Annotated in this window: 28 protein-coding genes and 1 riboswitch; of the genes, 13 read left to right on the top strand and 15 right to left on the bottom strand. The window is 64.1% G+C overall.

The window, feature by feature from the left end; translation table 11 throughout:
* Window positions 1-51 precede the first annotated feature (51 nt).
* Window positions 52-840: a DUF1194 domain-containing protein gene (locus tag NKI15_RS12980; RefSeq protein WP_352514772.1), complete on the top strand. Its 789-nt coding sequence runs from the start codon at window positions 52-54 to the stop codon at window positions 838-840.
* Between the two features lie 51 nt (window positions 841-891).
* Here the strand turns inward: NKI15_RS12980 and NKI15_RS12975 are convergent, their stop codons facing one another.
* Window positions 892-1,827 (bottom strand): glycosyltransferase family 2 protein, encoded by a 936-nt coding sequence (locus NKI15_RS12975; protein ID WP_023673297.1) that lies wholly within the window; start codon window positions 1,825-1,827, stop codon window positions 892-894.
* A gap of 248 nt (window positions 1,828-2,075) precedes the next feature.
* Between NKI15_RS12975 and NKI15_RS12970 the strand changes: the two genes are divergently transcribed.
* The gene (locus NKI15_RS12970) at window positions 2,076-2,396 is read left to right on the top strand and encodes a DUF1330 domain-containing protein (protein WP_023694041.1); all 321 of its coding nucleotides are present in this window, start codon (window positions 2,076-2,078) and stop codon (window positions 2,394-2,396) included.
* Window positions 2,397-2,403: 7 nt separating this feature from the next.
* Here the strand turns inward: NKI15_RS12970 and metW are convergent, their stop codons facing one another.
* Together metW and metX are read right to left on the bottom strand one after the other, a co-directional pair.
* The gene (gene metW / locus NKI15_RS12965) at window positions 2,404-3,018 is read right to left on the bottom strand and encodes a methionine biosynthesis protein MetW (protein ID WP_023685353.1); all 615 of its coding nucleotides are present in this window, start codon (window positions 3,016-3,018) and stop codon (window positions 2,404-2,406) included.
* A complete protein-coding gene (gene metX, locus NKI15_RS12960) occupies window positions 3,015-4,184 on the bottom strand; it encodes a homoserine O-acetyltransferase MetX (RefSeq protein ID WP_023685352.1) in 1,170 nt (389 codons plus the stop codon). Before metX ends, metW begins: the two co-directional genes overlap by 4 nt.
* A gap of 60 nt (window positions 4,185-4,244) precedes the next feature.
* Window positions 4,245-4,322, bottom strand: a riboswitch (SAM riboswitch).
* Between the two features lie 126 nt (window positions 4,323-4,448).
* On the opposite strand from metX, the gene hisC reads away from it, so the two are divergent.
* On the top strand, window positions 4,449-5,558 hold the full coding sequence (gene hisC / locus NKI15_RS12955) for a histidinol-phosphate transaminase (protein WP_352514771.1): 1,110 nt from the start codon (window positions 4,449-4,451) through the stop codon (window positions 5,556-5,558).
* 4 nt (window positions 5,559-5,562) lie between these two features.
* A complete protein-coding gene (locus NKI15_RS12950) occupies window positions 5,563-6,498 on the top strand; it encodes a prephenate/arogenate dehydrogenase family protein (RefSeq protein ID WP_352886192.1) in 936 nt (311 codons plus the stop codon).
* 7 nt (window positions 6,499-6,505) lie between these two features.
* On the opposite strand, the gene NKI15_RS12945 is transcribed toward NKI15_RS12950, so the two are convergent.
* Both NKI15_RS12945 and NKI15_RS12940 read right to left on the bottom strand, forming a co-directional pair.
* On the bottom strand, window positions 6,506-7,429 hold the full coding sequence (locus NKI15_RS12945; protein WP_023685349.1) for a sugar kinase: 924 nt from the start codon (window positions 7,427-7,429) through the stop codon (window positions 6,506-6,508).
* 124 nt (window positions 7,430-7,553) lie between these two features.
* Window positions 7,554-8,552 (bottom strand): DUF2125 domain-containing protein, encoded by a 999-nt coding sequence (locus NKI15_RS12940; RefSeq protein WP_023685348.1) that lies wholly within the window; start codon window positions 8,550-8,552, stop codon window positions 7,554-7,556.
* A 123-nt stretch (window positions 8,553-8,675) separates the two neighbouring features.
* On the opposite strand from NKI15_RS12940, the gene NKI15_RS12935 reads away from it, so the two are divergent.
* The 3 genes from NKI15_RS12935 to NKI15_RS12925 all read left to right on the top strand — a co-directional run bounded on the left by NKI15_RS12935 (window position 8,676) and on the right by NKI15_RS12925 (window position 11,018).
* Complete coding sequence (locus NKI15_RS12935) at window positions 8,676-9,209, top strand: gamma-glutamylcyclotransferase (protein ID WP_023673305.1); 534 nt, start codon at window positions 8,676-8,678, stop codon at window positions 9,207-9,209.
* A gap of 163 nt (window positions 9,210-9,372) precedes the next feature.
* The gene (locus NKI15_RS12930; protein ID WP_023685347.1) at window positions 9,373-10,320 is read left to right on the top strand and encodes an aldo/keto reductase; all 948 of its coding nucleotides are present in this window, start codon (window positions 9,373-9,375) and stop codon (window positions 10,318-10,320) included.
* Window positions 10,321-10,403: 83 nt separating this feature from the next.
* Complete coding sequence (locus tag NKI15_RS12925; protein ID WP_023685346.1) at window positions 10,404-11,018, top strand: LysE family translocator; 615 nt, start codon at window positions 10,404-10,406, stop codon at window positions 11,016-11,018.
* 69 nt (window positions 11,019-11,087) lie between these two features.
* On the opposite strand, the gene NKI15_RS12920 is transcribed toward NKI15_RS12925, so the two are convergent.
* Both NKI15_RS12920 and NKI15_RS12915 read right to left on the bottom strand, forming a co-directional pair.
* Window positions 11,088-11,897, bottom strand: coding sequence for a lysophospholipid acyltransferase family protein (locus NKI15_RS12920; RefSeq protein WP_023673308.1), 810 nt, complete (start codon window positions 11,895-11,897; stop codon window positions 11,088-11,090).
* Window positions 11,898-12,012: 115 nt separating this feature from the next.
* Complete coding sequence (locus NKI15_RS12915; RefSeq protein ID WP_023685345.1) at window positions 12,013-12,918, bottom strand: LysR family transcriptional regulator; 906 nt, start codon at window positions 12,916-12,918, stop codon at window positions 12,013-12,015.
* Between the two features lie 114 nt (window positions 12,919-13,032).
* Here NKI15_RS12915 and NKI15_RS12910 point away from each other — a divergent pair, with 114 nt between their 5' ends.
* A complete protein-coding gene (locus tag NKI15_RS12910) occupies window positions 13,033-13,665 on the top strand; it encodes a pyridoxamine 5'-phosphate oxidase family protein (RefSeq protein ID WP_023673310.1) in 633 nt (210 codons plus the stop codon).
* 98 nt (window positions 13,666-13,763) lie between these two features.
* Here the strand turns inward: NKI15_RS12910 and NKI15_RS12905 are convergent, their stop codons facing one another.
* The 3 genes from NKI15_RS12905 to ftsE all read right to left on the bottom strand — a co-directional run bounded on the left by NKI15_RS12905 (window position 13,764) and on the right by ftsE (window position 16,258).
* Complete coding sequence (locus tag NKI15_RS12905) at window positions 13,764-14,483, bottom strand: YdcF family protein (RefSeq protein WP_023673311.1); 720 nt, start codon at window positions 14,481-14,483, stop codon at window positions 13,764-13,766.
* A 133-nt stretch (window positions 14,484-14,616) separates the two neighbouring features.
* Complete coding sequence (locus NKI15_RS12900) at window positions 14,617-15,606, bottom strand: cell division protein FtsX (protein ID WP_352886191.1); 990 nt, start codon at window positions 15,604-15,606, stop codon at window positions 14,617-14,619.
* Window positions 15,599-16,258, bottom strand: a complete 660-nt coding sequence (ftsE, locus tag NKI15_RS12895) for a cell division ATP-binding protein FtsE (protein WP_023685344.1) — start codon at window positions 16,256-16,258, stop codon at window positions 15,599-15,601. Before ftsE ends, NKI15_RS12900 begins: the two co-directional genes overlap by 8 nt.
* Before the next feature lie 180 nt (window positions 16,259-16,438).
* Here ftsE and NKI15_RS12890 point away from each other — a divergent pair, with 180 nt between their 5' ends.
* The 3 genes from NKI15_RS12890 (at window position 16,439) to NKI15_RS12880 (ending at window position 18,075) form a co-directional block, all read left to right on the top strand.
* Complete coding sequence (locus tag NKI15_RS12890) at window positions 16,439-17,074, top strand: hypothetical protein (protein WP_023685343.1); 636 nt, start codon at window positions 16,439-16,441, stop codon at window positions 17,072-17,074.
* A 23-nt stretch (window positions 17,075-17,097) separates the two neighbouring features.
* Entirely contained in the window at window positions 17,098-17,640 is a 543-nt protein-coding gene (gene hpt / locus NKI15_RS12885; RefSeq protein ID WP_023673315.1) for a hypoxanthine phosphoribosyltransferase, read from the top strand.
* 63 nt (window positions 17,641-17,703) lie between these two features.
* Window positions 17,704-18,075, top strand: a complete 372-nt coding sequence (locus NKI15_RS12880; protein WP_023673316.1) for a response regulator — start codon at window positions 17,704-17,706, stop codon at window positions 18,073-18,075.
* A gap of 6 nt (window positions 18,076-18,081) precedes the next feature.
* Here the strand turns inward: NKI15_RS12880 and NKI15_RS12875 are convergent, their stop codons facing one another.
* The gene (locus NKI15_RS12875) at window positions 18,082-19,032 is read right to left on the bottom strand and encodes a DMT family transporter (RefSeq protein WP_023686707.1); all 951 of its coding nucleotides are present in this window, start codon (window positions 19,030-19,032) and stop codon (window positions 18,082-18,084) included.
* Window positions 19,033-19,258: 226 nt separating this feature from the next.
* On the opposite strand from NKI15_RS12875, the gene NKI15_RS12870 reads away from it, so the two are divergent.
* Window positions 19,259-20,122, top strand: coding sequence for a LysR family transcriptional regulator (locus NKI15_RS12870; RefSeq protein ID WP_023701399.1), 864 nt, complete (start codon window positions 19,259-19,261; stop codon window positions 20,120-20,122).
* Here the strand turns inward: NKI15_RS12870 and NKI15_RS12865 are convergent.
* From NKI15_RS12865 to NKI15_RS12855, 3 genes are all read right to left on the bottom strand, one after another.
* The gene (locus NKI15_RS12865; protein ID WP_352514766.1) at window positions 20,119-20,490 is read right to left on the bottom strand and encodes a glyoxalase superfamily protein; all 372 of its coding nucleotides are present in this window, start codon (window positions 20,488-20,490) and stop codon (window positions 20,119-20,121) included. The genes NKI15_RS12870 and NKI15_RS12865 overlap by 4 nt on opposite strands.
* 41 nt (window positions 20,491-20,531) lie before the next feature.
* Entirely contained in the window at window positions 20,532-23,120 is a 2,589-nt protein-coding gene (locus NKI15_RS12860) for a TIGR02302 family protein (RefSeq protein ID WP_352886190.1), read from the bottom strand.
* Between the two features lie 135 nt (window positions 23,121-23,255).
* A complete protein-coding gene (locus NKI15_RS12855; protein ID WP_352514765.1) occupies window positions 23,256-24,197 on the bottom strand; it encodes a threonine/serine dehydratase in 942 nt (313 codons plus the stop codon).
* Window positions 24,198-24,247: 50 nt separating this feature from the next.
* On the opposite strand from NKI15_RS12855, the gene NKI15_RS12850 reads away from it, so the two are divergent.
* Window positions 24,248-24,550 carry an ArsR/SmtB family transcription factor gene (locus NKI15_RS12850; RefSeq protein WP_352514764.1) on the top strand — a complete coding sequence of 101 codons (303 nt, stop codon included), beginning with the start codon at window positions 24,248-24,250 and terminating at the stop codon, window positions 24,548-24,550.
* A gap of 20 nt (window positions 24,551-24,570) precedes the next feature.
* Here NKI15_RS12850 and lysA read toward each other — a convergent pair whose 3' ends face one another.
* The gene (gene lysA / locus NKI15_RS12845; RefSeq protein WP_023832510.1) at window positions 24,571-25,839 is read right to left on the bottom strand and encodes a diaminopimelate decarboxylase; all 1,269 of its coding nucleotides are present in this window, start codon (window positions 25,837-25,839) and stop codon (window positions 24,571-24,573) included.
* Window positions 25,840-25,843: the final 4 nt, after the last annotated feature.

Genomic DNA, 25,843 nt, shown 5'->3' with positions numbered 1-25,843 from the left:
TCGCCGCGATCGCGGCGAAGATTCACGGGTCGAAACATCCGTGGTGCGGCCATGCTCGATGCGCTCAGCCTGCTTGCCTGCCTTGCCTGCACCACGCCCGTGGCTGCCCCGGCCGTTGCCGTGGATGTCGAACTGGTGCTGGCCGTCGACATCTCACAGTCGATGGACGAGAGGGAGTTCGCGCTGCAGCGCGCTGGCTATGTCGAGGCGCTCAGGCATCCCGATTTCATCAAGGCCGTGCGCTCGGGAACCACCGGGCGCATCGCGCTTGCCTATTTCGAATGGGCGGGCGTCGTGCGCGAGGATGGCGTCATCGCCTGGCAGGTGATCGACAGCGCAGAGAGCGCCAGCGCCTTCGCCGACAGAATAGAAGCGCGGCCGTTCCGCAGCTTTCGCGGCACCTCGATTTCCGGTGCGCTTGCCTTCGGCGCCGGGCTGTTCGAGGGCACGGGGTTCGATGCGCCACGCAGCGTCATCGACATTTCCGGCGACGGTCCCAACAACACCGGGCTGCCCGTCGCCACGACACGCGATGCCGCTGTAGCCAAGGGTATTGTCATCAACGGCCTGCCGATCCTGATCAGCCCGTCGCCGACCTTCAGCCATCTCGACCAGTATTATGACGACTGCGTCACCGGTGGGCCCGGCTCCTTCGTGTTGCCGATCTATGCGGCCTCGGAATTCGCCACCGCCATACGCCGCAAGTTGATCCTGGAGGTGAGCGGCATCGCCGATGCGACTGTGGTCCCGATCGATGCCGCCGCACCCATGGACTGCCTGCAGGGCGAACGCGACCGGCGGCTATATTCCGACCCATATCTGCCGGAACTCGACAAATGAGGTTTGAGGCAGTTCGGAGGGGAAAGCCGCTGCGCGGCTTGTCGGCAAACTTCAGGCCGGCCGTGCACCGTATTTGTCGCGAAATTCGGCATAGAGATCGCGGCGCCAGCGCCGGCCGCCGACATAGCCACGCAACAGCTGCGGCAGCGAATAGCCAAGCGCCTTCGACGACCGGTTGGCCATATAGCCGGAGAACGCCTGCGAAACCCTGCCCTTGAGTGCATCGGCGATGAGCTGCCGGGCGATCATGTAAGGCGGAATGTAGGGGTAGCGGTCGGCAATATAGGGGTGCTTGTCGATCAAGCTCGCATAGGCTTCGACATAGCCGTCCCGGCGACCGGAGATCGAATTCTCCGAGTTGTACTTTTTCCAGTCGATCACTTCGGACAGCTGCGCGCCGCTGCGACGGGCAAAGCGCAGCAACAATTCGCGATCCTGCATGCGCGTGACGTCACTGTCGTAGCCGCCGATGGCCAGCAGCGACTCGCGCCGGGCGGTGATTGCCGACCCGGCAATGAAGATGGTCTGCGCGACAAGGGCCCGCTCCAGCGAGTCGCGGCTCAGCAGCGCCTCGCGGTTGACGCAGTTGGTGCGGCGATTGCCCTTCAGCGACACGAAGGAACTGATCAGCACTTCGAGCGAGGGATTGTTGTCGAACTGCTCCAGCGTCCGCGCTAGGCGATCCGGCAAATAGACGTCATCTGAATCGAGGAATGTCACCACCGGCGCCTGCGCCCGCTCGATGCCGGCATTGCGGGCGGCATTGGCGCCGCGCCATTTCGAGCCAACATAGATCAGCCGTGGATCGCGGATTTCGGCAAGTGCGGCTGCCGTACCGTCGGTCGAGCCGTCATCGACGACAATGTGTTCGAACCGGGGAAAATTCTGCGCCAGCACGCTCTCCACGGCGCGCACCACCTTGCTGCGGCGATTGTGCGTCGGTGTGATCACCGAGATCAGCGGAGCGAGGTCGGTTGCCTTGGACATGTTGCTTCGATTGTGCCCCGAAATGCCTGGAGGCCGGAGGTTTTGATGGTCGCCGTCCAAGCCTTACCCCGGGATGGCATTCGATTCGACGCTACAAAAAACCAGCGGCAATGTCATCACAAACTGTTGAGCCAGGACGCCGGTAAGCCGGCCGATTACCCCAGACGTAATCGACCGATGGCCATCATGTCTGCAGATTGCGCCAACGAAGCCGGTCGTCGGGCTTCGATCTCACAGGGAGTTCAGCCATGGCCGCCTACGCCGTCGCCCATATGCGTCAAGTCACAATGGGCCCGCAGATTGTCGAGTATCTGCAGAGGATCGACGCCACATTGGAGCCGTTCGGCGGCCGCTTCCTTGTCCACGGCGGCGACATGGACGTGGTCGAAAACGAATGGCCCGGGCATCTGATCGTCATCGAGTTTCCGGACAGGGCGCATGCGTGGGGCTGGTACGATTCATCAGCCTATCGGGAGATTCTGGCCTTGCGCACCGACAACTCCCACGCCGATGTGATCATCGCCGATGGCGTTCAGCACCCGCACAAGGCGACGGACGTGCTGGAATAGGGGCAAACTACCGCTTCAGCAAGAACACCGCTTGCTGGCCGAAGAAATTCCAGAACCACCATGGCATCGACAGGCCGATCTTCTGGCCGTTGCCGTCGAGCGCGGTGGCTTTCTCGACCGAAGCGCCGAGTTCCTCGACCAGATTGACGAAGTCGCGGATGGTGCAGAAATGGATGTTGGGCGTGTCGTACCAGGAATAGGGCAGGTCCGCGGTCACCGGCATCCGGCCCTTGACGAACAGCGACAGCCGCACCCGCCAGTGGCCGAAATTGGGGAAGGAGACGATGGCGCGGTTGCCGATTCGCAGCAGCTCGTCGAGCACCAGCTTCGGGTTGCGGGTCGCCTGCAGCGTCTGAGACAGGACGACGAAGTCAAAACCCTTGTCCGGATAGAATTCGAGGTCGGTATCGGCATCGCCCTGGATGACCGAGAGACCGCGCGCCACGCATTCATTGACGCCGCGCTGTGACAGCTCCAGCCCGCGGCCGTCGACCTGCTTGGTCTCCTGCAGGAGTTCGAGCAGCAGGCCGTCGCCGGAGCCGACATCGAGCACCCGCGACTGCGGCGGTATCAGGTTGGCCACGACTTCGAGGTCGACGCGCTGGCTGCCATTGACGCTCATGAGGCGAGCCCCCTTGCGCGGGCCGCCGAGCCGATGAAGCCCTTGATGGCGGCAAACAGTTCGGGTTCATCGAGCAGGAAGGCATCATGGCCGCGGTCGGTGTCGATCTCGACGAAGGAGACGGAGGCGCCGGCGGCGTTGAGCGCATGCACGATCGAGCGGCTCTCCTCGGTCGGGAACAGCCAGTCCGAGGTGAAGGACACCAGGCAGAAGCGGGTCTTGGTCCCGGCAAAGGCATCTGCCAACCGGCCGCCATGGTCGGCGGCGAGGTCGAAATAATCCATCGAACGGGTCATGTAGAGGTAGGAGTTGGCGTCGAAGCGGTCGACGAATGTCATGCCCTGGTGGCGCAGATAGCTTTCGATCTGGAAATCTGCGTCGAAACCGAAGGTCAGCGCTTCGCGGTCCTGCAGATTGCGGCCGAATTTCCGATGCAGGGCGGCTTCCGACAGATAGGTGATGTGGGCGGCCATGCGCGCCACGGCGAGCCCCTTTTCCGGGCGCTTGCCGTGCTCGAAATATTTGCCGCCATGCCAGTCCGGATCAGCCATGACAGCCTGGCGGCCGACCTCGTGGAAGGCGATGTTCTGCGAGGAATGGCGTGCGCCTGTGGCGATCGGCAGGGCCGAGAAGACGCGCTCGGAATAGCATGACGCCCATTCCAGCACCTGCATGCCGCCCATCGAGCCGCCGAGCACGCAAAACAGCTTTTCGATGCCGAAATGGTCGACCAGCATCAGTTGCGCCCGCACCATGTCGCGGATGGTGATGATTGGCAGGTCGAGGCCGTAGGGCTTGCCGGTGGCGGGATTGGTCGAGGCCGGACCGGTGGAGCCGAGGCAGCCGCCGATGACGTTGGAGCAAATGACGAAGAAGCGGTTGGTGTCGATGATCTTGCCGGGACCGATCAGCACTTCCCACCAGCCGGGCTTGCCGGTCACCGGATTGGTGCTGGCGACATGCTGGTCGCCGGTCAGCGCGTGGCAGACCAGGATGGCGTTGGTGCGGGCATCGTTGAGGGCGCCATATGTCTGGTAGGCGATCTGGAACGGCGACAAAAGCGTGCCGGCGTCGAGCTTCAGCGGCTTGTCAGGGCCAAAACGCAACACAGGGCTCGACGGGTTGTCGGCCTCGTTGTTGGTTTTTGTAGCGCGGAGCGCGGCCATGTGACTCTCCTTGCCCGCCGTCAGGCAATAAAAAACCGGCAATGCGATCGCAAAGCCGGTTACGTCACGCAAACGGCCCTTTAGCGAGTTGTTTAACGTGGCTGCAAGCCGACCGGCCAAATCACCACGGAACTGTTGCGTTCTTCTAGAACTCGTGCGGCCCGGCGTCAACGGCCAGCTATTGCCCGCCTCTCGACATTCGCGGCTACGGCTTGTATTTCCGCTGCGGCCTCCGGACGGAGGCATTCTCGATGGATTTGCGACATGGACAAGACAGCGGACAAGGCACGGCCGACGCCCCGCGCGGGCATTATGGACATCGACGCCTATGTGCCGGGCAAGAGCACGGCACCGGCCGGCGTCGCCAAGGTCCATAAATTGTCGTCGAACGAGAACCCGCTCGGCCCGTCGCCGAAGGCGATCGAGGCCGCGCGCGAAGTGGCCAGCAAGCTCGATGTCTATCCCGACGGCACCGCCCGCCGGCTGCGCGAGGCGATCGCCGAGGTGCATGGCCTCAACCCGGCAAACATCATCTGCTCCAACGGTTCCGACGAGATACTTGGCCTGCTGGCGCAGACCTATCTTGCGCCAGGCGATGAGGCGATTTTTACCGAACATGCCTTCATGGTCTACAAGATCTACATTCAGTCGGCGGGGGCCAAGCCGGTTGCTGTGAAGGAAACTGAGGAGCGCGCCGACGTCGACGCGATCCTGGCCGCGGTGACGCCGCGGACCAAAATCATCTTCCTCGCCAATCCCAACAACCCGACCGGCACCTATCTGCCGTTCCAGGAGGTCCGCCGCCTGCATTCCGCGCTCCCGGGCAACGTGCTTCTGGTGTTGGACGCGGCCTATGCCGAATATGTCAGGCGCAATGACTATGAGGCCGGCATCGAGCTGGCGGGCAGCGCACAGAATGTGGTCATGACCCGCACCTTGTCCAAGCTCGGCCTTGGCGGCGCGCGCATCGGCTGGATGTATGGCCCACTGCACATCGTCGATGCCATCAACCGTGTCCGCGGCCCTTTCAACGTCAACGCAACAGCGATCGAGGCCGGCATTGCCGCCATCCGCGACCGCGCCCATGTCGAGCGCAGTTCGTTGCACAACGAGACCTGGCTTACCTGGTTGAATGAAGAACTGACGAAGCTTGGGCTGCGCGTGACGCCCAGCGTCGGCAATTTCGTCCTCATCCACTTTCCCGACGACAAGAAGCATTCGGCTGAGGCGGCGGACGACTACCTCACCCAGCGCGGCTATATATTGCGGCGCGTTACCGGCTATGGCTTTCCCAATGCGCTGCGCATGAGCGTCGGCACCGAAGAAGCCAATCGCGGCGTCATCGATGCCCTCACGACATTCCTGAAAAGCTGAAACAATGACATCACCGATGTTTGAAAAGATCGCGCTGGTCGGCATCGGCCTGATCGGCTCGTCGCTGGCCCGAATCATCCGCCGCGAGGGCCTGGCCCGCCATGTCGCCATCGCGACGCGCAGCCCGGCCACGTTGGCACGGGCGAAGGAGCTCGGTCTTGGCGAGAGCTACACCACCGACGCCAGGGAAGCGGTCCGCGACGCCGACCTGATCATCGTCTCGGTGCCGGTGGGATCGTCGGGCGAGGTGGCGCAAGAGATCGCAGCGGCGCTGAAAAAAGGCGCCATCCTCACCGATGTCGGTTCGACCAAGGCCTCCGTCATTGCGCAAATGCAGCCCTATGTGCCGGACGGCGTGCACTTCATTCCGGGACACCCGCTGGCGGGTACGGAGAAATCGGGCCCGGATGCGGGTTTCGCCGAGCTGTTCGAAAACCGCTGGTGCATCTTCACGCCGCTGCCGGGAACCGATCCGGCCGCGCTGGAAAAGCTGTCGGAATTCTGGCGGCGCTGCGGCTCCAACATCGACACGATGGACCCGCAGCATCATGACATGACGCTGGCCATCGTCTCGCATCTGCCGCACATCATCGCCTACAACATCGTCGGCACCGCTGACGATCTGGAATCGGTGACCAAGTCGGAAGTGATCAAATATTCGGCTTCCGGTTTCCGCGACTTCACCCGTCTGGCCGCCTCCGACCCGACCATGTGGCGCGACGTGTGCCTGCACAACAAGGATGCCATCCTGGAAATGCTGGCGCGCTTTTCGGAGGACCTCGCCTCGCTGCAGCGGGCGATCCGCTGGGGCGACGGCGACAAGCTGTTCGACCTGTTCACCCGCACCCGGGCCGTTCGCCGTTCGATCATCGAGGCCGGCCAGGATATCGACGTGCCGGATTTCGGCCGGCAGGCGGTCGAGCACCCGGTGAAAAGTTAAATCTGTTTCAGACGGGCCAGGTCGCCGCGACCATGGCCATTGTCTCGGCCCGGTCCGGCGCGCCCAGCCGGCCGCCGAAGCGCTGGCATTTGAGCGCGGCCGCCGCGCTGGCAAAGCGCAACGCGTGCTCGACCGACATGGCCTCAGCAAGTCCAACGGCAAAGGCGCCGTGGAAAACGTCGCCGGCGGCCAGCGTGTCGACCGCCTTGACCTTCGGCGCCGCGATGTGGCGCACGCATCCGGCGGACCGGTCATGCCACCAGCTTCCCGAGGCGCCGCCGGTCACTGCCACGAAGGCGTCTGTGCGGCTGGCGAGGTCGGCGCAGGCGGTTTCGGGATCCAGCGCGTGGCCGCAGACAATGCGTGCAGCCGTCTCCGAAGCGACGATGTGCGACGCCAGCGGCAACAGATGCTCCAGCACCTCCAGCGGCGCCGTGTCGGCGTCGAGGATTGCCGGGCAACCGGCGTCGCGCGCGGCGGTCAAGGCAAGAGCGGCGGCGCCCGGCCAGCGCACATCGACCAGCACGGCATCGAAGCCGGAAAGATCGGCGACAGGCACCGCCTCGGGGTCGGCCTGCGCCTTTGGGTCGTAGAAGGGCACGATGATGCGCTCGCCATGAGCGTCGACCAGGATCGCGGCCAGCGCCGAGCGGGCGCCTTCGACGCGGCGGACAAAGCCGCAATCGACGCCCTCGGCCTCGATGCCGGCCAGCAATTGGTCGCCGACGGCATCGTCACCTGCACTTGCCCACAGGAACACCTCGGCGCCGAGACGGCGGGCGGCGCAGGCAGCACTTGTCGCCATGCCCGAGGCGATCTGGATGCCGTCCGAGGCGATGAACTTGCCCTGATGCGTGGGCAGGGTTTCGACGCGCAGGATGGTATCCAGCGTCAGCGCGCCAACGCTCAGCAGTTTCACCGGTCGGTTCATGCGTCGGCTTGCTCGAGCATGATCTCTCCCCAAAAGCCGTTCCCGCTCTTTGCGATCATGCTCTATCTCTTTGTTTTAACGGAATTCCGGACGGAAAACCGCTCACACTTTTCTTGGAATTGCTCTAATCGAGCGGCTTGATCTTGCCCAGCGGAATGAAGCCGAGCGAGACCTTGCCCTTCACCACCTTGAGCGGCATCGACGGTTCGTTGCCGAGCAGCGCCAGACCGGCAAAGCCTTGCTCGATCTGGCTCTTCTGCTCGGGGATTGCGGTGGCGAGGATTGCCGCCACGGCTTTGGGATCCTGCAGCTTGATCGTCAGGTCGGCATTGACCAGGCCGTTGGCGTCGACCGACACCGGGCCGGAGACGGTGATGCGCGCGGTTCCCGACGACAGATCGAGCTTGTGGATGTCGGCCGCCTGGCCGCGCAGGCTCCTGGCCTGCGTCTTCATCAGCGCGACGCCGTTCTTCAGCGTCGCGTCGCCGCTGCCGTCGAGCGGCGGCAGCACGCGCCCGCCGATCGCGTCGGCGTCGATCTCAAGATCGGTGAAGCTGCCGACGTAGCCGATGTCCTGGCCGTCGGGCCGCAACTCGCCCGCCGCGGTTCCGGCGCTGAACAGTGAAACCGGATCAGTGTCGTCGGCCGGATCCGTCTGGCCGGACAAGCTCTCCGCCTGCAGCGAAATGCTCCGGGGCAGGGGCCAGAAGAGCTTGGCATTGGCCTGCAGATTGTCCCAGTCGATCCATAGCGGCGCCATCCCCGGCACCGAGGTGCGCAGCGGCCCACGCAACTCGGCGGCAGGCGACAAAGGCCGGATGAGCTCTGCAACGAAGTTGAAGCTGCCTGCCGAGGCGGCAACGTTCCTGGCGTCGTCCTCGTAAGCCAGATTGTCACAGGAGATGGCAAAACTCAGGGGGTAGCCGCTGACGGTGAGGTTGGCGCAGCCGGCCTCGATGCCTTTGTCCTTGAGCGAGGCCACCGCCTTGTCGGCTTCGCTGCTGACGCGACCGGCGACATAGAACCAGACTGCGCTGTAGACGCCGAACAGCATAACGAGCAAGGCAGCGAGCCACATCAGCCGGCGGCGAAACTTCGACGGACGCTCGTCACTTGACGTCATGCTGCGGCTTTCATTAACGCGGGCGTGTTGCGGGTGGACTGTGGCTTACGCAAAAGCAAAAAGAACAGAAGAGCACCGATTCCGATGCGGCGGCGTCACTCTCGTACAATCAGGCTTGGCGATATGGGCGATTTTTGGGTTTTTGGCTACGGCTCGCTGATCTGGCGACCGGGATTCGCCCATGTCGAGACACGGCGCGCGCGGCTTTACGGCTACCGCCGGTCGCTCTGCGTCTATTCCTTCGTGCATCGCGGCACGCGCCAGCGGCCGGGCCTGGTGCTAGGCCTCGACCGTGGCGGCTCCTGCATCGGGCTGGCCTTTCGCGTGCCCGGCGAGCTGCGCGATGAGGTGCTGACCTATCTGCGCGAGCGCGAATTGGTGACCAGCGTCTACCTCGAGCGTGTGCTCGATATCAGCCTCGACGGGAATGGGGCGGCCGCGGGAGAGAGAGTGAAAGCGGTTGCCTATATCGTCGACCGCCAGCATGAGCAGTATGCCGGCGGGCTCGACCCCGCGCATGCGGCAGGTGTTATCCGTGGCGCCGTCGGCCAGTCCGGAAACAACGAGGACTATGTGCTCAACACGCTGCAGCATCTCGCGGCGCTGGGTATCAGCGACCACTGGCTGGAAGAGGTGGCGAAGCGGATCGCCTCGTGAGCCAGTGGACCACGGCGAGCCTGCAGGCGAAGCGCTCGCGCCTTTGTGAAGCGCTGGCCCGCTGGAAAATTGGCTGAGGCCTTTGACCTCGGCGCGGCGAGACCTAGCTTAGCTGCGGCCCGAAGCATTCGGGTCGCCCGCCGCCAGCCCACGGAGCCCCGTCTTGCAAAAACGCCGTCTCGGTCAAACCGACCTTTCCATCGCGCCGCTGGTCCTGGGCGGCAATGTCTTCGGCTGGACCGCGGACGAGAAGACCTCCTTCGACCTGCTCGACCGGTTCGGCGGCGCCGGCCTCAACGCTATCGATACGGCCGATGCCTATTCGCGCTGGGTGCCCGGCCACGCGGGCGGCGAGTCCGAGACCATCATCGGCAAATGGATGAAAAGCCGCGGCAACCGTGACAAGATCATCGTCATCACCAAAGTCGGCTCGGATATGGGACAAGGCAAGAAGGATCTGTCCGCTGCCCATATCGAAAGGGCAGTCGAGGCGTCGCTCAAGCGACTGCAGACCGATGTCATCGACCTCTATTTGTCGCACTGGCCGGACCCGACCACGCCTTATGAAGAGACGCTCGGCGCCTACCAGAAGCTGCTCGCTGCCGGCAAGGTCCGCCATATCGGCGCCTCGAATCTCGACGCCGGCCAGCTGCGCGCCGCGCTCGATGTTGCCAGCCTGCGCGGGCTGCCGCGCTACAGCGTGCTGCAGCCGGAATACAATCTCTACGATCGCTCATCCTTCGACGGGCCGCTGCATGATGTGTGCGTGGCCGAGGATATCGGCGTCATCACCTATTTCAGTCTCGCCAAGGGGTTTTTGAGCGGCAAATACCGTAGCGAGGCCGATCTCGGCAAAAGTGAACGCGGCGGCGGCGTGAAGGCTTATCTCAATGCGCGCGGCATGCGCATTCTGGCCGCACTCGACACTGTGGCGGCGCGCCATTCGGCCAAGCAGGCGGAAGTAGCACTCGCATGGGTGATGGCGCAGCCCGGCATCACTGCGCCGATCGCCAGCGCCACGACGCTGGACCAGGTCGACAGCCTGGTGCGCGCCGCATCGCTGAAGCTCAGCGCGGAGGATCTCGTGGCGCTGGACAAGGCCAGCGCCTAGCCGCGCAGGTTCGGCACGATCGTTCAAGACGACGGCTGTCCGCCTTGCCACACTGTTCTCCATTATTGTGGAGAAGAGGCAGCATGGCCGCAGACATTCTTTCGCAGGCGCAGCCCTGGCAGCAATTGCTGGCGCTGGTGCTGGCGGCAACCGTCGTCATGGGCAGTCCTGGCCCGGCGACGATCAGCGTCACGGCGATAGGGGCCGCCTTCGGCCTGCGCAATTCGCTTCACTACACATCGGGGATCATTTTAGGCACGGTCGCGGTGCTGCTGGTCGTGGCCACCGGCATCAAGGCTATCCTCACCTCGATGCCGGGCGTAGCGCCAGTGCTGGCGGTCGCTTCAGCCGCCTATATTCTCTACCTCGCCTACAGAATAGCGACAGCGCCGCCGCTGGCCGCGCGTGACAGCAGCGCGGTTCTGCCGACCTTCCTCGGCGGCTTCCTGCTCGCCGTTGCCAACCCGAAAGCCTATCTGGCGATTGCTGCGGTCCTTGCTGGCTCCGCGACCGCAGCTCTCGGCATCCCGGCCAGGCTGGCGGTTCTCACCCTGATGATCGTAGCCATCCATGTGCTGTGGCTGCTGGCCGGCGCGGCCTTCGCCCGCACCCTGCGCCAGCCGCTGACGTCGCGGATCATCAATCTGGCCTTCGCGGCGACGCTGGTGCTGACCACGGCGCTGGCGGCGTGGCCTTGAGCCGGCCCGCAGAAGAGATCAAGCTTTGGTCTTTTTTGTTTTGGCGCGATTCAGGACGGAAAAAACCGCTCACACTTTTCCTGGAATTGCTTTGGCGGCCGCGGCGAGTTCGGCCAGCCGCTTGACCGCCGTCGGCGGCATTTGCGGCGGGTTAGGAGCCTGCGATGCCTCGATCAGCAGCTGGTCGCAGGCGGCTTCCGTATCGCCGATCAGCCGGTCCATGAATTCGTCCTTGCCGAGCCCGGGCGGGATCGGCGGCAGGAAGCGGGCCTTGATGGTGCCGGGAAAGCGCAAAAATTTGCGGCGAGGCCAATAGAGGCCGGCGACATGGGCGACCGGTACCACCGGGACGCCAAGCTGCGTATAGAGCTCGACAATGCCGTATTTGTAAGCCGGCTCGTCGCCTGGCGCTCGGCGCGTGCCTTCGGGGTAGATAATCAGCTGGCGCGGATTGCGCCCCATCTCCTGCTTTGTCGATGCAACGACCTGCTTCAACGCCTTGGAGCGGCTGCCGCGGTGAACCGGGATCATCCGCATCTTCAGGATGTACCAGCCGAAGAAGGGGATCCAGGTCAGCTCGCGCTTCAGGATATAAAGCGGATCGTGGAGGAAGGGAAAGAAAGCGATCGCGTCCCAAAACGACTGGTGTTTCGGCGCCAGGATGAAAGAGCCCTCCGGCAGGTTCTCGACGCCGGTGATGTCGCTCCTGGTGCCGGCGATCTTGTCGTAGAGCCACAGGCTGGTGCGCGACCAGAATTTCGGCACGAACCAGGCGCGATGGCGTGGCGAGAGGAAGTAGTAAGGGGTCCAGAGGACCATCTGGACGATCAGATTGACATAGAAGACGAAGTTGAACGCCAGCGAGCGGATATAGAGCATGCGGGGAAGGGCCCGTTGAGGAGGTGTGCGTTGGTTACACCAAGCGCGGGCAAAAAGGAAACGCCGCAATGGCCTGACATAGGCCGGCTCGCCACTGACTCAAGCCAGTCTCAACTCACCACGTCGCCTGCAACAGCCGCTGCTTCAGCCGCGGAGCGGCGAAATCGAGGAACGCCCTTAGTTTCACCGCCAGCAGGCCTTGGCCGGCATGGACGAGGCTCACCGGCCACGGCTGCGGCTCGAAGGGTCGCAAGACCGGGACGAGCACGCCGGAACGTACTGCGTCCGCGATCTGGTAGGAGAGCACCCGCGTCATCCCGGCGCCTGCAATCGCGGCATCGATTGCAGCTTCCGCCGTGTTGACGCGCAGCCGTGAGTGGATCGGCACGATCAGTTCGCCCTTGTCGCCGGCAAAGCTCCAGCTGGCGAGCGCTGCAGGCCCTTCGAAACTGATGCATTCATGCGCGGCCAGATCGTCCGGCGTCCGCGGCATGCCATGCGCGGCGATATAGGCGGGGCTGGCGCACACGACGCGACGGATCGCGCCGACGCGGATGGCAATGAGGCTCGAAGGCGCAAGCTCGCCGATGCGGATGGCAAGGTCGAGATGTTCCTCCGCCAGTTGGGTTATCCGGTCAGCCAGCGTCAGGCGAATGTTGACTTGAGGATAAGCCGCCAGGAATTCGGTGACGACAGGCAGCACGTGCAGGCGACCAAAAACGACCGGCGCGGTGATGAACAGGTCGCCGGTCGGCGTGCTGTATTCGCCGGCAGCGGTGCGTTCGGCTTCGCCGACCTCGCCGAGGATGCGGCGGCAGGCGGCGAGATAGGCCTGGCCGGCATCGGTCAGCGTGAGCTGCCGGGTCGAACGGTTCAGCAGGCGCGCCTGAAGGTGCTTTTCGAGGTCGGAAACCTTGCGGCTGACCGTTGCCAGTGGAATGCCGAAATGGCGGCCGGCAGCGGAAAGGCTGCCCGCTTCCACCGCGGCGACGAACAGCGACATGGCTTCGAGACGATCCATACTTTCTTCCGGAAATTGGAAGGATAGCTTGCAACTATGCCATCTACATCCAAAACATGGAAGGATCTACCTCTTCGCGTACAATGGCCGTGTTTCGGCCTCGCGGAGGCTTCCATGAATGCTCACACTTTCACCAGCGATGTCGCCTTCACGCCGACGGTCAAGGCGATCCAGACCCGCAAAGGTTCGCGCAAGGGCTATGCCAGCGCCGAGGAGCGCGGCGGATGGCGCGCCCATATGACGCCCGACCTCGCCGACTTCATCGCGGCGCAGACCAGCGTCTTCCTGTCGACGGCAAATGGCGAGGGTCAGCCCTACATCCAGCATCGCGGCGGGCCAGCCGGCTTCCTCAAGGTGCTGGACGAGAAGACCATCGGCTTTGCCGATTTCTCCGGGAACAGGCAGTTCATCACGCAGGGGAATCTCGCCGACAACAACCAGGCATTCCTGTTCCTGATCGACTATGCGCATCGCCAGCGCGTCAAGATCTGGGGCACGGCGCGCGTCGTCGAGGACGATGCCGAGCTTCTGGCAAGGCTGATGCCGCAGGACTACAAGGCGCGCCCCGAGCAGGTCATCTTGTTCACCGTCTCGGCCTGGGATGCCAATTGCCCGCAACACATTCCGCAGCGATTCGAGGCCGCCGATGTCGCGGCCGCACTCGCCGAACGCGACAAGCGGATTGAAAGCCTCGAACAGGAGATTGCGCGGCTGCGTGGCGCGGAAGACGGCACGGCCAAGGGGTAATCGAGCGCCGTCAGAGTCGTCTGTCTGGACGCAATTCCCAAGGGAAAGCGTACGTGCTTTTCCCGGGGAAACCGCTACACACTTTTCCTGGAATTGCTTTAGTCCTTGGCGGTCGAAACCTCGGCCAGTGCGACGCTGTCGGCAGTCTGGCGGACCGGGACGACGCCGCGCGCAAGCGCCAGCAGGTATTTGCTGTATTCGGTCAGAAGCACGCGTAGCGCTTCCGGCTTGGTCAGCCAGTCGCCATTGTCCAGATTGGTGTTGACCACCGGATAGGGTTCAAGCCTGGCGCCATGCAGCAGGCGGCCCATCTCGAGCAGGCTGCGCGGCATGTGGTAATTGTTGGTGACGAGGATGACGCTGCCATAGGCGTGGCTCTCCACCCATTTAGCGCTTTCCTCGGCATTGCCGATCGTGTCGAGCGCGGCGCGGTCGATGTCGACACAGCAGGAAAACAGCGCCTTGTCGCCGCCGGTAGCAGCCTGCAATTGGCGGCGGCTGGCAGAGGGATGCACGCCTGAGATCAGCAGCCGCTCGCCCTTGCCGGAGGCAAGCAGATCGAGTGCTGCGTCGAGGCGGGCCTGACCGCCGGTCAAGACGATGATCGCATCGGCCTTGGCTGGGTTGGTCGGGGTCGTCATGTGGCTGACCTTGCTGGCGAACCAGCCGAAGCCACCGGCAAACAGGGCCACCAGCAGCAGTAGACAGAGGGAGGCGAGACGCAGGGCGGTGCGCAAACGGCCCAGCCCGGTACGCACACGCAAACGCACCACTGGCATCTGTCCAGCCGTTCCGGTCGACTCCCGCGCGTTCATCATCCTATGGTTAATCCTGAAATGCCTTTTTGGTAAGGAAAAAAGCGCACATTGCGTTACGTCGGTTTTCGATCCGTGATCGTCCCTTCCATTCCTGTCCTTGCCCCCGAACTGTTTTCGCTTCTGCCCTCACGGTTCACCCCGCATCCGGCTGGCGGACATCGATGTCGCTGAGATAGGCGACGACGGTGGCGTGCGAGGTCGCCGCCGTCAGTCCGCCGATCACCAGCACCATCAGGCCGACGCCGAGATAGCCTGCCGATCCGATGGCGAAATTGCCGAACAAAGCGGTGGCCTGGTCGGCCTGCGGCGTTGCCATGTTGCGCGACGACCACCAGGAAAAGACGATGAAAACCAGGATCGCGGCTGCGCCGCCGGTGGCCGCGCCCTTCATGCCGGTGACCAGGAAATGCCAGCGGAATTCGCGCGCGATGAAGCGCGCCTCGGCGCCGACGAAATGCAGCACTTCGATGATATGGCCGTTACCCGCCATAGCGCCGCGCGTCGCAAACACTACGGTCAGCACCGTCGCCGACAGCATCAGGACCAGCACGGCGATGCCGATGGTGACCGTGGTGCGGGCCATGGCGACCAGCCGGTCGACCCATGTACGGTGATCGTCGAGCGAAGCACTCGGCAGCTTGGGCGTGAGTGCCGCACGGATGGCGCTAAAGTCGGGCGGACTGGTCTCGTCGATGGTGACGATGATCAGGCGCGGCACCGGCAATTCGTCGATATTCAGGCCCGAGCCCAGCCATGGCTCCAACAGACGCGCGGTGGCGTCGCGATCGATGATCCGGGTTTCCTTCACGCCGGGGAATTCGCCGACGATCTGCGAGGCCTGGGCAAGGGCTGCCTCCATGTCGAGGCCGTCGACCGGTTTGATCTGAATCGTCGCCTCGCGCGAGATCTGGTTTTCCCAGACCGAGGCAGTGTCGCGCACCAGCGTGACGGCGCCGAAAGTCAGGCAGGACAGGAAGGTCATGATGGCGATGACCAGCACCAAGGCGCGGCCGGCAATATTCTGCGCCGGCACGATCGGCGCCATGCGGCGGTGGACGCGCTGCGTCGTCGTCGCGGGCTCGGCGGCGTCTTCATGCAGCTGTTCGGCCGATAGCTCAGTCATAAATATCCAGCCTTCCGCCGGCCAGGATCATGCGGCGCGCGTCGACCTGCTCCATCAGGCCGAGATCGTGAGTGGCGATCACCACCGCGGTGCCGAGCCGGTTGAGCTCAATGAACAGCCTGAGCAACCGGCGCGCCAGCGGCGGGTCGACATTGCCGGTCGGCTCGTCGGCAAGCAGGATTTCGGGCTGTTCGATCAAGGCCCGGGCGATTGCCGCGCGCTGCTTTTCGCCACCCGAAAGGACCGGCGGCAGCACATGCATGCGCTCGCCCAGGCCAACCCATTTCAAAAGTTCGGTGACGTCGGTGCGGTAGCTCGCTTCCTCGCGGCCGCGCACGCGCAGCGGCAGAGCGACATTCTCATAGGTGGTCATGTGGTCGAGCAGGCGGAAATCCTGGAACACCACGCCGATGCGGCGCCTGAGATGCGGCAGTTCAGCGCGCGAGATGCGCGAGCGGTCCTTGCCGAAGATGGTGATCAGCCCGCGTGTCGGCTTCAGCGACATGAACAGAAGGCGCAGCAGCGTCGTCTTGCCGGCGCCGGAGGGCCCGCTCAGGAACTGGAAGGAGCTCTCCGGAATGTGCAGGGAGATGTCGCGGAGGATTTCCGGACCCATGCCATAGCGGAGGCCGACATTTTCGAAGCGGATCACGTGCGACGACCTGAGGTGTGTGGCGGCGGCGTGCCAGCCCTTTCTGTCCAACGACCATCGGCCGCCATGGTTAACCGTCGGTTAATTTTCGCTGTTTTTGAGTGCGTCACAAGGGTTCCGGTGGGGAAGCGTTAACCATTTCCATTTACGCAAAAGAAACGAAGAGGCAACAGCGGGGCCATGATGGCTGAGCAACGAACCGCGCGCCCGGTTTCCGGCGAAATCATGACCGGGACAAGTGTCGCACCGGAATCGCGGCCTGTGGCGACCGACATCGTCGATGCGGATTATGAGGTGCTGCCGCAGCTGATCCCACTGATAGAAGCCATGCCGACGCCGGCGCGCGACATCGCGACGCCGTCGATGGAAGGCATGGAGATGCTGCGCAAATCAGATGCGTCAGCCGGGCGGCCGGCATCGCGTGGCGGGCCGATCTTCTGGATTGCCGGCATCGGTGCGGCGCTTGCCGCCTTCTGGGTCTCGGGTGGCCACGCGCTGGTGCGCCAGACGCCGTTCTGGTCAGTCGAACAGCCGGAGGGCGCCGTACTCAGCATTGCCGGCGTCACGTCGCGTGTCGACGCCTCAGGACCCGCCCCGGTGCTGTTCGTGGATGGCGAGGCCGTCAATGACGGTTTGAAGGCGGGACAATTGCCGCCGCTGGAGATACGTGTCACCGGCAATGACAGCCGCATCACCCGTTATACTCTGGGGACATCCAACCGTTCTCTGGCGCCCGGCGAAAGATTCGGCTTTTCCAGCCGCCTCGATGTGCCTAGAAACGGCGTCAAGGCCGTGGCGGTCACCTTCGCCGGCTAGTCGGTTCTCTGGAAAGGTTGTTGATGCCAGTTGTGCGCGGCAAGGACATCGAGGTCCTGTTTTCGGCGTCCGCGATCGCGCGGCGCAATCTCGAACTCGCCAAGGAGATCGCCGAGCACGACTATCACGACCTGCTGGTGATTTCGGTGCTGAAGGGCTCGTTCATCTTCGCCGCCGATCTGATCCGCGCCATGCACGATGTCGGGCTGTCGCCGGAGGTCGAGTTCATCTTCATTTCCAGCTATGGCGCCGGCACCACCAGCGGCGAGGTGAGGGTGCTGCGCGACATCGACAATGAGGTCGCCGGCCGCGACGTGCTGCTGATCGACGATATCCTGGAGTCGGGCAAGACGCTCTCCTTCACCCGCAACCTGATGCTGTCGCGCGGCGCCAAAAGCTGCGCCATCGCGGTGCTGTTGGACAAGCGCATGCGCCGCCAGACGGAGCTGAACGCCGACTATGTCGGCTTCGACTGTCCCGATTACTTCGTCGTCGGCTACGGCATGGACGTCGCTCACGCTTTTCGCGAACTGCCGTTTGTCGGTGTGGTCAAAGGCGATGCCTGAGAAAAGGGCCCGACGCTTCAAATTTTCAGAAAAAGTCAACTTTTGCCCGCCAAATTCCGGCCCATGGCAAAGCTTCTGATCGTCGAGGACGATGAGTCCGTCCGCACCCTCGCCGCCCGCGCGCTCGAACGCGCCGGGCACTCGATCGATATCGCCGCCGACGGCGCGCAGGGGCTGGCGATGGTCAGTGCTGCAGGCGGCGGTTACGACCTCGTCGTCTCCGATATCCGCATGCCGGAAATGGATGGCATCGAGATGGCGATCGCCGCAGCCAGGCTTTTCCCTGACATGAAGATCCTGCTGATGACCGGCTATGCCGACCAGCGCGAGCGCGCCGAGGAATTGAACGGCATCATTATCGACGTCGTGCAAAAGCCTTTCACGCTGGCCGAAATCCGCTCGCGGGTCGACCAGGCGCTCGCCTGCTTCGCCTGACACGCTTCAGGCGGCATCCTGAGACGCGGCGAGGACAGGCGCAGCGCTCCGGCGCCGTTCGGTGTTGAGCGCCAGCAGACCGGCGCCGATGATCAGCGCCGCACCGATGGCGGTGGTCGAGCGCGGCACCTCGTCGAAGAACAGGAAGCCCCACAGCGGCGACCAGATAATCCCGGTGTATTCGAAGGTGGCGACGCGGTTGGCGGGCGCCAGCCTGTAGGCCTGCGACAGCAGAATCATGCCGGCCGAAGCGACGAAGCCGCAGGCCGCCATCTTGAGGAAATCCGGGGTCGTCGGCCAGACCCACGGCCGCACCAGGAATTCGAGGCTGGGGTGGACAGCATGGGTTATGCCGGCAAGCCAGAATGTGCCGGCAACCGCAGCGGCGCCGACCAGATAGGCGCCGTTCTGGTAGAAGGCCATGACGGTGGAGGATTCGGTGTCGCCGATCTTGCGCGCCATCAGCTGTGAAAAGCCGTAGAGCAAAGCCGAGCCCAACGAAAGCAGCGCCGCCCAGTCGAACAGGCCGGCGCCCGGGCGCAGCATCACGACCACGCCCAGCATGCCGATCAGCACGGTGGCGAGAGCCTGCCAGGATACCCGCTCGCCGAGATAGGGCCCGGCTATCGCCATGATGAACAGGGGCGCCATGAAATAGAGCGCCACCGCGTCGGCGAGCGGCAAGGCAGCGATCGCCAGATAGTAGACCGTATAGGAGGAGAACTGGATGAAGGCGCGTATCGTCAGCAGGCCGAACCGCTTCGAGGCGATGGCCCGCAGGCCGACATCGGCGCGAACGAGAACGACCAGGATCGGCAAAGCGACGATCGAGCGGATCCACATCACCTCGGTCACGGGATAGCCGGCTGACACCGCCTTGACCAGCGGGTCCTGGAGCGAGAACACCAGCACGCCAAGGCACAGGCTGATGATGCCGAGAACGATCCGGTTGCGCATATTGTTCTGCCGGCCCTTGCCTTAACTGCCCGCAGCCGCCCGGCCATGGGGTAAAAAGAACCCGCCACCGTTTTGGGCAGCGGGTATGAGTGAGGACTCTTTGATTGGTCCGCAGCCGGTTTCGCGGCGGCATATCCAATGGGTGAGCGGACTATGCTGCGGCGTTTGACATGTTGCAAACGAATTGGAATGATACCAGAGATCAAATTTGCTTATGACGGATTCGATGCGGCCGACTCTCGACAGCGATCTCCTGCGCACCTTCGTCGCCATTGCCGAAGCGGGCAATTTCACCCGGGCGGCGGAGCAGGCCGGGCGCACCCAGTCGGCGGTGTCGATGCAGATGAAGAAGCTCGAGGAGCTGGTCGGCGACAGCCTGTTCGAACGCGGCTCGCGCGGCGTGGCGCTGACGCGCCGTGGCGGCGAGCTGATCGTCAATGCCCGCCGCATCGTCTCGCTGCTCGACGAGACGGCGGCATCGATGGCGGCGGCACCGCTTGGCGGGCCGGTGCGCATCGGCATTCCCGAGGAATATGGTCACGCCATCCTGTCGCGCGCGCTCGGCGCCTTCTCGAAGCGTCACACCAAGGTCGAGGTCACCGTGCGCTATGCACATTCCGGCGCCCAGCTGGCGGCGCTAGCCGCCGGTGAACTCGACCTCGCCGTGGTGTTCGAATGGCAGGATCCTTCCGGCGGCGAGGTGCTGATGCACGATCCGACAGTGTGGGTGACATCGAGCCTGCATCACATGCATGAGGAGCGGCCGGTGCCGATCGCGCTCTACAACAGAGCCGGCTGGTGCAAGGACTTCGCCATCAAATCGCTGGAGCAGCGTGGGCTGGCCTACCGTGTCGCCTATACCAGCGACACCACCGGCGGCCTGAAGCTCGCCGTCACCTCTGGCCTGGCGATCGCGCCGATCTCGCACAGCAATATTCCGGATGGCTGTCGTGAACTCACCGCCGCTGACGGGTTCGGCCATATCGATTCCTCGAATGTGGTGATGCACCGCAGCCCAAATGCCTCAGGCGAAGCTATCGACGGCATGCAGGAGGCGATCCGCGAGGCGTTCGTCAACCGGCCGGCTTAGTCTGTTGCATCCTCGTAGAAATGCAGGCGATTGCCGAAGGGGTCGCCGACCGACACTTCACGGGTCTGCCACGACGTGGTTTCGAGGCCCGGCCGGGCGTAGCGGTATCTCTTGCCGATCAGTTCGCGGTGCAATGCCGCGATGTCCTCGACCTTGATGCGCATGGCTATACCCGGCGCGCCGTCGCCATGATGTTCGCTCAGATGCAGGACACAGCCGTCGCGGATTACACCCATGTAGAGCGGCGCATTGTGGTCGAAGCGGTGCTCGAACTCGACCTTGAAGCCGAGAAAGTCGACATAGAATTCGCGTGCCTTGGCGATGTCGAAGATGCGCAGGATGGGCGTGACGGCACCGAGTTTCGGCATGGCGCTGATACCATTCAGTTCGACGGATGTTGCCTTGGAGGCTACTTCAGCTCCAGCAGCCGCTCGAGGTAGCTGCGCTCGATGTCGGGGCTGAGCGCGTTGCCGAGCCGCTTGCGAATCGCCTCGAGAATCTGGCGGGCGCGCTGCACGTCGATCTCGTCGGGCACCTTCACCGAATCGCCGAAATCGGGTCCGCGGCTGGCGCGCGGTCGGCCCAGCGGATCGCGGCCGGCGTCCTGTTGGCGGCCGCCTTCCTGGCTGCCGCCCTGGTCGCCCTGCATCGCCTGCAGCTGCTTCATCATCTCCTTGGCGCCCTTGCGCAGCGCTTCCAGCGCGCGACCCTGGTGGCCGACTGCCTGGTCGCCTTCGCCTTCGCCAAGCGACTTTTCGGCATTGCCCATGGATTTGCCAGCGTCGCCAAACCCCTCATTGGGTTGCATGCCCATGCCTTCCAGGCCCTTCTTCAGCTTGTCGAGTTCGCTCTGCAACTGGCCCTGGCCTTCCTGCAACTGCTTCATCGCATCGGCGAATTCCTGCGGTGTCATCGACTTCGGCCGGGCGAGAGGATCGCGATCCTTGCCGACGCCCGGCTGGTCCGGGTCGTCGCCATTGCCTTCGCCGGGCTGCTGATTATCTCCGCGCTGCATCTGGTCCATGCGGTAGGTGTCGTTCATCATCTCCTGCTGGCGGCGCATGATCTCGCCCAGCTTGTCCATCTGCTGGCGCATCTCGCTGTCCTGCTCGCCGCCCTGCTGCTGACGGCCGGCCTGCAGGTTGTTCATCATGTTTTCCAGCTGCGACAGCAGCTCCTGCGCCTTGTCGCGGTCGCCCGACTTCGCCAGGTTCTCGATCTGGTCCATCATGCGGTCGATATCACTCTGACGCAGCTCGCGACCATTCTGCTGCATCTGCGGCGCGTTCGGGTTCTGCTTGGCGCGCTCGGCGAATTCCTGCAGGAATTCGTTCATCGCCTCGCGCAGTTCCTTCATCGCCTTTTCGATCTCTTCGTCGCTGGCGCCGCGCTTGATGGCGTCCTGCAGCGCCTGCTGGGCCTGGTGGAGCCGCTTTTCGGCGGACGAGAGATTGCCTTCCTCGATGCCGAGCGCGATTTCCCAGAGATAGGCAACCTCGTTGCGCAACTGATCGTCGCTGTCCGACATCTTCAGCCGGCTGCGGGCGCTCATGATGGCGAGGTAATGCGACATGTTGTCGAACGTGTCCTCGGGCCGCAACGTGATGGCGTCCATCAGGTCGAGCACGCGCGGCTTGGCATTGGCGTCGAGCGCCAGCAGGCGGCGCTGCTCGACCACCGCCCGCGCCAGCGGGTTGGCGAAGGGCCGCTCCGGCATCACAATAGTCTTGGTTTCGCTGGTCGCGGTGTGTCCGGCATCGTCGGTGGCGACAAGCGACAGCTTGATGCTGGCGCCGGCCCAGACGTGCTCGGTGAGGTCCTTGGTGGTCTTGGCGGCGTTCGCCTTGCCGCCGCGGCGCGGCAGCGCCAGCGGCAGGTCAGGCGGACCGTAGAGCGGATGCGCATCGGGCGCCGCCGGATCGGCCAGCGCGAAAACCGCCTTGGCGGTGGCCGCGCCATAGTCGTCGTCGATCTGGTAGTTGAGCTCGAAGGCGCCGTTGACGGCGCGCTTGGGCTCGCCGACGAAGCGGATCGTCGGCGGCTTGTCGGGGATCACCGCGAAGGCCCAGCGACCGAGATCGGCTTCGCCCGACTTCAGCGTCAGCGTCCCGTCGGCGGTCAGCTTGCCGGTGAACTGGCGCAGCTTGGGGGTCGCGGGGTTGACCGCCGCTGCCTTGACGGCCGCCACCTGTGGTCCCGACGGGTCGATGGCGCGAGCATTGCCGCCCTTGTCGGCAAAGCTTAGCGTTTCCTCGCCGGAGCCGCCGGTCACGCGCAGCGAGACGTCGCTGCCTTGCGGCACGGTGAAGGTGGCAACCGCCTGCTTGGCGTTGCCATCGATGACTGGCGCGGTCAAGAAGATGGGCGGCTTGCCGGTATAGGCCGGCGGGGTCACCCAGGCATCGATGCGCGGCGGTACGATGTCGCGCGCCGCATGGGCACTGAAACCATCGGACAGCCTGCCGCCGGACGGTCCGAAGGAGAAGGCAAAAGCGGTGACCAACAGCAGCGCCGCCACGGCACGCAATGCCCACGGATCGCGCTCCGGCACGCGGGTACGCGGCAGGTCGGCGCCAAGGCTGCCGAGCTTGTCGGCCATGCGCTTTTGGTGTTCGCGCCACAACGCCTGGGAAAAGATGCTTTCCTTGCCGCTGGGACGGTCGGTCTGCACCAGCACCGGGCTGTGCTGCAGCTGGTTGGCGGCCTCGATACGGCGGTCGATTTCAGCGGCGGATGGAAGCTTGAAGAAACGCAGCGGATAGAGCGCCGCCAGCGTGGCAATACCGAACGCCGTGACCAGGATAATACGCGCAATGTCAGGCAGCCGGGGGAAAAGGCCGAGCCAGGAGAGGCTGAGAAACAGGCTGGCGACAATGAGCAGCGGCAGAAGCAGCGGCCAGCCGCGCTCGACGGTCATCGAGACCCGTGTCGCCAGCCGGCTCAGGGCAAGCCGCCCAGCCAGGCTGCGATCGCCACTGGAAATGGGGCGTTCCGTCATTGGCCCTTCCTGCCCGGGCGGGATAGCCCGGACTCAACAAGCAGAAGTTTACCAGCAAACACGGCAAAGGCGAGGCGGTTCCGGAAAACTTGAAAAGCTTTGGCGGGTTTGCGTCCCACTCAGTCGAAGCAAGGTTTAGAATTTCGCCGGATCGGTATTCGAGCCGCAGACAAGGACGGCGATCCGCTCGCCCGGCGCCGGTGTGTAGCGGCCGGACAAGAGAGCCGCAAAGGCCGCTGCGCCGCCCGGCTCGGCGATGATCCGCACCCGCTCCCACAGGGCCTTTTGCGCGGCGATGATGGCGTCGTCGGTGACCAGGATGGAGCGCTCGACGAAGGCCTCGGCGATCGGGAACATCATCTCGCCGACGCGTTTGGGCGCCAGCGAATCGGCGGCAACGCCTTCGGCCGGCGCATCGACGGGGTGGCCGGCCTCGAAGGCGCGATGCAGCGTCGGCGCGCCTTCGGGCTCGATGGCGATGATCCTGATGCGGCCGGCAAACCAGGCGGCGATGCCGCCGATCAGGCCGCCGCCGCCGACAGCGACCAGCAGCGTGTCGATGTCGGGCAGAGCGTTTTCGATTTCGAGGCCGAGCGTGCCTTGGCCGACCAATGTTTCCTCCTGGTTGAAGGCATGGATCTGCAGCGCGCCGGTTTTTTCGGCAAAAGCCTCGCTGGCGGCCAGCGCCTCGGCATAGCGGGCGCCGCCGACGATCAGTTCGGCGCCGTAGCCGCGGATGCGCTGCAGCTTGGCCGGTGGGCTGACTTCGGGAACGAAGATCGTCGCCTTGTGGCCAAGCCGCATGGCGGCATAGGCTACCGCAGCACCATGATTGCCGCCCGAAGCCGCAACCACGCCGGCCGCAGGCACCGGCCGTTCGAGCAGATTGGTGAAGGCGCCGCGCGCCTTGAACGAGCCGGAATGCTGCAGGCATTCGAGCTTGAGGTCGACCGCCTGCGGCGGCCGGTCGAAATCGGCCATGTCGACGCGCAGCACCGGCGTGTGCCTGATATAGGGGCGGATGCGCGGTTCCATCGCGGCGATGCGTTCGCGCGTGACGGTGTTGCCGTTCGTCATGACCATCTCCTTGGGATTGACAGCAATTAGTAACTTGGCAAAATGGCTAAATGCAAGAGGTTGAAGTCTTCAAGGCAATCGCCAACGAACGCAGGCTGCAGATCCTCGACTGGCTGAAGGATCCGCAGGCGCATTTCCCGGCCCAGGCAGATGGCGATCTGGTCGAGGACGGCGTTTGCGCGCTGCTGATCGCGGAGAAGCTCGGCATTACACAGGCGACGCTCTCCGAACATATGCGCGTGCTTACCCAGGCCGGCCTGCTGCGTCCCAAGCGCATCAAGCAATGGACGTTCTACCGCCGCGACGAGGACAGGATCGCCGACACAAGGATGCTCGTCCAGAACCGGCTGTAGCGCAGCCGGCGTGGCAGCTCCTATGCAAGCCAGTCGGGCACCGAATCCAGGCCGATCAGCTCGTCATAGGTCTGGCGCCGGCGTACGACATGGAAACGGTCGCCGTCGACCAGAACCTCGGACACCAGAAGGCGGGTGTTGTAGGTGCCGGATTGCACCGCGCCATAGGCGCCGGCGGTGGTGACGGCAATGAGGTCGCCAGACTTGAGCCGGGGCAGGTCACGGTCGAGGCCGAGATAGTCGCCGGTCTCGCAGACCGGGCCGACGACGTCGACCGCCATGCGCGGCGTGTCGGCCGGTGGCTGCACCACCGGCTTGATGTCGTGGAAGGCATCGTAGAGCGTCGGCCGGATCAGATCGTTCATGGCGGCGTCGACGACGAGGAAGTTCTTGGCGTCGCCTTCCTTCACGAAGATCACTTCCGAGACCAGGATGCCGGCATTGCCGACGATCAGCCGGCCCGGCTCGAACATCACCTTCACTCCAAGCTTTGTCAGATGCTTCCTGACGATCTCGGCATAGGCATCGGGCAAAGGCGGCGGGCTGTTGTCGGTGCGGTAGGGGATGCCGAGGCCGCCGCCGAGATCGACATGCTCGACGGCGTGGCCATCGGCGCGCAGCGCGCCGACCAGTTCCGCCAGAAGCGCGAAAGCATCGTCAAAGGGCTGCAACTCGGTGATCTGGCTGCCGATATGGGTATCGATGCCGATGGGCTTGGTGCCCGGCAGCCCGGCCGCGCGGGCATAGACCTGGCGCGCCCGTTGCCATGGAATGCCGAACTTGTTCTCGGCCTTGCCGGTGGAGATCTTCCTGTGCGTCCTGGCGTCGACATCCGGGTTGATGCGCAGCGAGACCGGCGCCACCTTGCCGAGCGCGGTGGCGCGGGCCGACAGCAACTCCAGCTCCGGCTCGGATTCGACATTGAAGCAGAGAATGCCGGCCTCGAGCGCAAAATCCATTTCGCGCGCGGTCTTGCCGACGCCCGAGAATACGATCTTGCTGGCCGGGATTCCGGCGGCGAGCGCGCGGCGCATTTCGCCTTCCGAGACGGTATCGGCGCCGGCGCCGAGCTTTGCCAGCGTCCGCAGCACCGCCTGGTTGGAATTCGCCTTCAAGGCGTAACAGACCAGCGTGTCGAGACCGGCAAAAGCCCCGGCGAACACCCGGTAGTGCCTCGTCAAGGTTGCCGTCGAATAACAATAGAACGGCGTGCCGACGCTTGCGGCGATGTCTGGTATCGCCACGTCCTCGGCATGGAGCACGCCGTCGCGGTAGTCGAAATGGTTCACGAGA

Origin of the sequence: Mesorhizobium sp. M0862, assembly GCF_040319795.1 — a bacterium.
Taxonomy (GTDB): Bacteria; Pseudomonadota; Alphaproteobacteria; order Rhizobiales; family Rhizobiaceae; genus Mesorhizobium.
The sequence above is the reverse complement of the archived record's forward strand: the minus strand, read 5'-3'. Positions and strand labels throughout refer to the sequence as shown.

Bases quoted from the DNA above. Each gene is read 5' to 3' on its own strand.
- NKI15_RS12855 (WP_352514765.1), bottom strand. From the start codon at position 24,197: ATGACGAACGGCAACACCGTCACGCGCGAACGCATCGCCGCGATGGAA.
- NKI15_RS12950 (WP_352886192.1), top strand. From the start codon at position 5,563: ATGACATCACCGATGTTTGAAAAGATCGCGCTGGTCGGCATCGGCCTG.
- NKI15_RS12875 (WP_023686707.1), bottom strand. From the start codon at position 19,032: ATGCGCAACCGGATCGTTCTCGGCATCATCAGCCTGTGCCTTGGCGTG.
- metX (WP_023685352.1), bottom strand. From the start codon at position 4,184: ATGGCCGCGCTCCGCGCTACAAAAACCAACAACGAGGCCGACAACCCG.
- NKI15_RS12920 (WP_023673308.1), bottom strand. From the start codon at position 11,897: ATGCTCTATATCCGCTCGCTGGCGTTCAACTTCGTCTTCTATGTCAAT.
- metW (WP_023685353.1), bottom strand. From the start codon at position 3,018: ATGAGCGTCAATGGCAGCCAGCGCGTCGACCTCGAAGTCGTGGCCAAC.
- hpt (WP_023673315.1), top strand. From the start codon at position 17,098: ATGCCAGTTGTGCGCGGCAAGGACATCGAGGTCCTGTTTTCGGCGTCC.
- NKI15_RS12970 (WP_023694041.1), top strand. From the start codon at position 2,076: ATGGCCGCCTACGCCGTCGCCCATATGCGTCAAGTCACAATGGGCCCG.
- NKI15_RS12925 (WP_023685346.1), top strand. From the start codon at position 10,404: ATGGCCGCAGACATTCTTTCGCAGGCGCAGCCCTGGCAGCAATTGCTG.
- NKI15_RS12860 (WP_352886190.1), bottom strand. From the start codon at position 23,120: ATGACGGAACGCCCCATTTCCAGTGGCGATCGCAGCCTGGCTGGGCGG.
- NKI15_RS12900 (WP_352886191.1), bottom strand. From the start codon at position 15,606: ATGACTGAGCTATCGGCCGAACAGCTGCATGAAGACGCCGCCGAGCCC.
- NKI15_RS12870 (WP_023701399.1), top strand. From the start codon at position 19,259: ATGCGGCCGACTCTCGACAGCGATCTCCTGCGCACCTTCGTCGCCATT.
- NKI15_RS12850 (WP_352514764.1), top strand. From the start codon at position 24,248: ATGCAAGAGGTTGAAGTCTTCAAGGCAATCGCCAACGAACGCAGGCTG.
- hisC (WP_352514771.1), top strand. From the start codon at position 4,449: ATGGACAAGACAGCGGACAAGGCACGGCCGACGCCCCGCGCGGGCATT.
- NKI15_RS12865 (WP_352514766.1), bottom strand. From the start codon at position 20,490: ATGCCGAAACTCGGTGCCGTCACGCCCATCCTGCGCATCTTCGACATC.
- NKI15_RS12980 (WP_352514772.1), top strand. From the start codon at position 52: ATGCTCGATGCGCTCAGCCTGCTTGCCTGCCTTGCCTGCACCACGCCC.
- NKI15_RS12905 (WP_023673311.1), bottom strand. From the start codon at position 14,483: ATGATGAACGCGCGGGAGTCGACCGGAACGGCTGGACAGATGCCAGTG.
- NKI15_RS12940 (WP_023685348.1), bottom strand. From the start codon at position 8,552: ATGACGTCAAGTGACGAGCGTCCGTCGAAGTTTCGCCGCCGGCTGATG.
- NKI15_RS12890 (WP_023685343.1), top strand. From the start codon at position 16,439: ATGATGGCTGAGCAACGAACCGCGCGCCCGGTTTCCGGCGAAATCATG.
- NKI15_RS12975 (WP_023673297.1), bottom strand. From the start codon at position 1,827: ATGTCCAAGGCAACCGACCTCGCTCCGCTGATCTCGGTGATCACACCG.
- NKI15_RS12935 (WP_023673305.1), top strand. From the start codon at position 8,676: ATGGGCGATTTTTGGGTTTTTGGCTACGGCTCGCTGATCTGGCGACCG.
- NKI15_RS12910 (WP_023673310.1), top strand. From the start codon at position 13,033: ATGAATGCTCACACTTTCACCAGCGATGTCGCCTTCACGCCGACGGTC.
- NKI15_RS12945 (WP_023685349.1), bottom strand. From the start codon at position 7,429: ATGAACCGACCGGTGAAACTGCTGAGCGTTGGCGCGCTGACGCTGGAT.
- NKI15_RS12880 (WP_023673316.1), top strand. From the start codon at position 17,704: ATGGCAAAGCTTCTGATCGTCGAGGACGATGAGTCCGTCCGCACCCTC.
- NKI15_RS12915 (WP_023685345.1), bottom strand. From the start codon at position 12,918: ATGGATCGTCTCGAAGCCATGTCGCTGTTCGTCGCCGCGGTGGAAGCG.